Source organism: Dokdonella sp. (genome assembly GCF_035703485.1).
Classification (GTDB): Bacteria; Pseudomonadota; Gammaproteobacteria; order Xanthomonadales; family Rhodanobacteraceae; genus Dokdonella.
In genome coordinates, this window is the sequence record NZ_DASSYD010000113.1 from 1 (window position 1) to 4,495 (window position 4,495).

General features: G+C 61.5%; 3 protein-coding genes. All 3 read right to left on the reverse strand.

Annotated features, from left to right (window positions below):
- Nucleotides 1-387 precede the first annotated feature (387 nt).
- Entirely contained in the window at nt 388-630 is a 243-nt protein-coding gene (locus tag VFN25_RS08540) for a hypothetical protein (RefSeq protein ID WP_325140832.1), read from the reverse strand.
- 251 nt (nt 631-881) lie between these two features.
- Nucleotides 882-3,881: a winged helix-turn-helix domain-containing protein gene (locus VFN25_RS08545; RefSeq protein ID WP_325140834.1), complete on the reverse strand. Its 3,000-nt coding sequence runs from the start codon at nt 3,879-3,881 to the stop codon at nt 882-884.
- Between the two features lie 128 nt (nt 3,882-4,009).
- On the reverse strand, nt 4,010-4,495 hold a 486-nt coding region (locus VFN25_RS08550), incomplete at its 5' end, for a hypothetical protein (protein WP_325140836.1).

Here is a 4,495-nt window from a genome sequence, read left to right on the forward strand (position 1 = left end):
AAAAGGTGCCGAAATCGGCAAAAATCGGACCAAAAAACCCAAAATTCACGAATCTCGGCGATAGACGCAACTGGAAGGCAGACTAAAAAACCGAAGAGCATCATTCCACTTTGAAATTCGACTTATTCAGACCCTCCCTAGAGAGAGCTGCAGAATGCTGATACAACGTTTTGGCGATTCTGAGCAATCTTGCAACTACGAAAGTGCGGGCAACCAAATGCAAGGTATCTGGGACAGGTACTACTCGATCCAAAATGACATCGGTGAAGCGTTAGATGTGGTGGTCGAGCTGCTTTAGAAACCCGAGTCAGATTGCACCAGTCAAAGTGCTCTTGATCGCCTGCGCGGACGCACTCGCAGACCGGGCGATTGAAGCCCGGCAAGCTGCTAGACCACGATTTTCGGGGGGAAATCCGCCACCGAGCCGAACAATGCCTCGGCGCGCATCTTGAGTGAAGACAGTTGCCTCTGAATCGCGATCACGTCCTCAATCAGCTGAGTTCGGGCCGCGCGCTGTTCGTCGGCCAGTGATCCTTCGAGAGATGTCAGGTTGACGCAGATTGCAGTGAGCGTATGCAGATCATTGGTCGCGCCGCGCGCGGCAACTGTCGCTTGTCGTATGGATTCCATCTCGTGGCTCCGGGTCAAAAGAGCTCGCGCAGTCCGCGACAGCTCCCTCGGGGGAAAGGGCGCTTCGCAGGGCCAACGCGAGCAATACCAGCTTGTCCGCTTGCGTCTGCGCCCGATATGGCAAAGCGCAGCGACCGTGTGTAGGAAATTTCCTACACCGTTCATCCTGTAGTTTGGCGCGGCAACGGATCTCGGAATCGGGGCAAGACACAAGATGCACGAGCAGCGTCGGTCCGCCGGTCTTTGCAGGTCTACAAAGCCTTTGCATCACCCATGCGCGCATAGGGAAACAACGGCAATCGGGCGATACTGCTTTGCCCATCCCCTGAAGTTGCCGTCGCCTGGATCTGTTCGGCACGTCGAGCCGCCAGCAGATAGCCTTGCTCGGTGGCGCGTGCCTGCAGGGAGCGCAAACGCAGGGATCGCTCGGCACTGTCGCCAAGCCAGGCGTCTGCCCACTCCACATCAAAGCCGAGTGTGCGATCCGAGAACGACTGACTGGCTGCCTTGACCTTGTCGAGTGAGCGCCGTGCGTCGTCGGTTTTGCCGCGGGTCAATTGGGCGTCGATGACCAGCAGCCAGGCGCGTGCCTCATCACGGGCTTCACCCAGCGCGGCGAAACGCCGGGCGAGCGTCTCGGATGCGACTTGCACGTGAACCGGGTCGGCGCCGGTGAGCAAGTCATTGCGCAGCAGTTCGAGTTCACTCAGCGCTATCCAGCCCTCACTCCCATCATGCTTGCGCAAAGCAAGCGCCTGCGCTTGCAGTTGACGCGATTCGGCAAGCTTGCCCAGTGCCAGCGCGATCTGCGCTTTCATCGCCAGCACATGCGAACGGCTTAGCGCAGATGCCGACTCCACTTGTGCAACTTCATCCATTGCCCGACTTGCTGCGCCCGCGTCACCGGAAATCAGCGCGATATCCGCTTGACCGACCGCCGCGCGGAGGGCGAGATCGTCCTGGCCATCCGCTTGCCAGGCATCACCGGCTTCCTTGTAGTAGTCCCTGGCCACGCCGAGCTTGCCATCGCGGGATGCGCCAAGTGCAAGGTTGTAGGCCGTGCGCGCCTGTGGGCCCGACAGGTGCAGATCGCGAAAGAAGGCTAGTGCACGGGTGTTGAGTTCGACGCTACGTTCGAGCTGGCCCTGGCTCGAAGCCGAGGCGGCCAGGTTGCCAAGACAGGTGGCCTGACCGCGGCGGTCACCCAGTGCTTCAAACGTTTCCAGCGCCTGCTGCCATTGCTGCTCGGCTTCGGCAGTGCGCTTCTGACGCATCAGGGCGAGACCGGCATTGACCTGCAAGGCCACATGGCGGCCGGCACGCCCGCTGGTCCGCGCCAGGGCGAATGCCTGAGCAAAGGATTGTTGTGCACGATCCGTGTCGTTGCGCGCGATCGCCGCAATCGCATCGGCATTGAGCCAGCCGATCGACAGATCAGGGTCGCCCCAACGATCAATTGCCGGCTTGATTCGCTGCAAAGTGGCGTCCGCTTCGTCGACCTGACTCGCCAAAGCCTGCACCAGGGCCGCGTCGATACCGATCCGTGCTCGCGGCAAAGCGGCTGTGAAGTCGGACTGGAGCTGATCAAGTATTTGCTGCGCATCGACGAGATGTCCCTGCTCGCGCAGTAGCTGGACGCGGCGCAGGCGCAGATCGAGCAGCGAGCCCACATCGACACGCGTCGACCAGGCCTCGTCGGTCTCGGCAAGCAGGCGGGCGGCTTCCGCAATTTGTCCTTGCCCGTTCAGCGCCGCTGCTTGTTCCAGTGCTGCGGAGACGGCCAGTTTCAACAAATCGTATTGCTGGGCGATCTGCAAGGCCGCTGCGGCTTCGCGCGCGGCCATTGCGAAATCGTTATCCAGACGCGCGATCCGGGCGCGCAGCAAGGTCAGTCGCGGATCATTGCGAGCAGCCGGCAAGGCCGCCAGTTGTGCCAGCGACTTGCGCGCAGAATCGCCTTGCAGGGAATCGATTTCGCTCTCGACCAGATGAATCCGGCTCTCGACATCATCGGGGTAGAGATCGGCGAGCGCACGATACGCCGCCGCTGCGGTCGCCGGCTCAAAGCGCAGCGTCGCCACCTCGGCCTGCAAGCGCAGATGCTGGCCAAGCGGCAGCGATAGCTTGCGCACGAGCTCACTCTCAAGCAACGCAATGGCCGAATCACGATCGCCGGACAACACATACGCCTTGATCAAGGCGGCGTTCATCCACTGCGGTTTGCCGAGGCGCGCATGCAATCCCGCGAGAGTCGGCACCGCCTGTTCCGCGTGGCCGGCGCTGATCGCACTCAACGCCCTCCAGTAGTCCGCTCCGTCCTGCACGCCAATCTTCTGCTTCTCATCGCTGTCGTCGAGTGGGGCGATGCGCAATGCGGTCGCGATCACCGACCCTGCCTTGGCGACGAGGGCGCCCAGATTCTCCGGACTGCCCTCGATCCTGCGACTGACCACGACACGCCCATCGGCCAGGTCAATCAGACTCAGATCGAGGGTCAACGCCCCATCGGCCTCGACGTGCCAACGTCCTCCCAAGGCATGATCGGCATCGAGAAGATCATGTGCCTGATGTTGCCAGCGAACATCTTGCGCACTGTCGGCCAGACCGAGGGCATCACTGCGCAACAGACGCAATCTCGAATTCGCCAGATGCTGTCCGAACAATTCCAGTGCGGCCGGCGCGACCCAGGGCGGCACACCTGCATCTGCCGGCAGCACAGCGAGAACCAGCGCATTCGCGTGAGGCGCCGGTGTCGCACGCGAAGCTGTATCGGTAACGCGAAAAAGGACTGGGGCGATCCACACTGCAATCAGCAGGATTGATGCAGCCGCGATGCTCCAGGCCAGCCAGCTCCATTTTCTTGCAGAAAGTTGATCTGACGGCGCGGCCTCAGTTTCCTGCTTTGCGAACGCGCTTGCCACAGCCTCGACTCTCGGCCCGCTATCGAGCTGAACCGGAGCAAGGAAGCGGTAGCCGCGCCCGTGCCGAGTCTCGATGAATTGCGGCGATTGCGCATCATCGCCGAGCGCGCGACGCAATTCGCTGATCGACTGCGGCACCGCGTTTGTCGCCAGCGCGGTTCGGCCCCAGACCTCATCGAGCAAGGTATCGCGGGAGAGCAGAGCTGGCGCGCGCTCGATCAGAAGTTGCAGCAGGCGGAATGTCTGACGGCGCAGCGCAACCACTTCGCCAGAACGAAGCAGCTCACCGGTTTCCGCATCGAGGGCGAAATCACCAAAAGAGTAGCGCATGACCGCAGTGTACCCGCGGCCATGTGCGAATCAACAACCGGCAGTGCGACATGCGTCCGACTCGGAGATGAAGGCTCTTCCCTGAGCATCCCGCTCCCTGGCGCTAATCGGACTCGGCGCAGCGCGACTCAGTCGAAGCCATCGGCGAAAAGCATATCGCTCTGCGCGACCACGATGTCGACATTGTTGAGGGCCTCTGCCTCGAAACTGCGGGCAACCAGGCGGTAGGTTCCGGGCCTATCGAAGGTCAATCCCGGGAAAGAGGCGACGCCTGCAATGGTCGTAGCACTGGCGCCCCCGAGAATCGCACCGCTGGGTCCTGATCCCTGGGCGATTGCCAGTGTGACCGGCGTGCCGTCCGGGACTGGCTGAGCGAGGAGATTGACCACACCGACTTTGAACACCGGCGTCACCGGCTGATTTTCGATGGCCGTACTGGCCTCTTGCAGGAATTCAAGATCCGAGGAAATTTTCGCGCCTTCGCTCAGGTAGACGCGAAGAGAGTCGAACTGAAGATGCGCGTTGGTTTGCGCGCCATTGTCGATGCTGTAGAGGATCCCGCCTATGCCGCGCGTGACAACGCCGTGGGCACGTTCGCGGATCAACGGCATGCC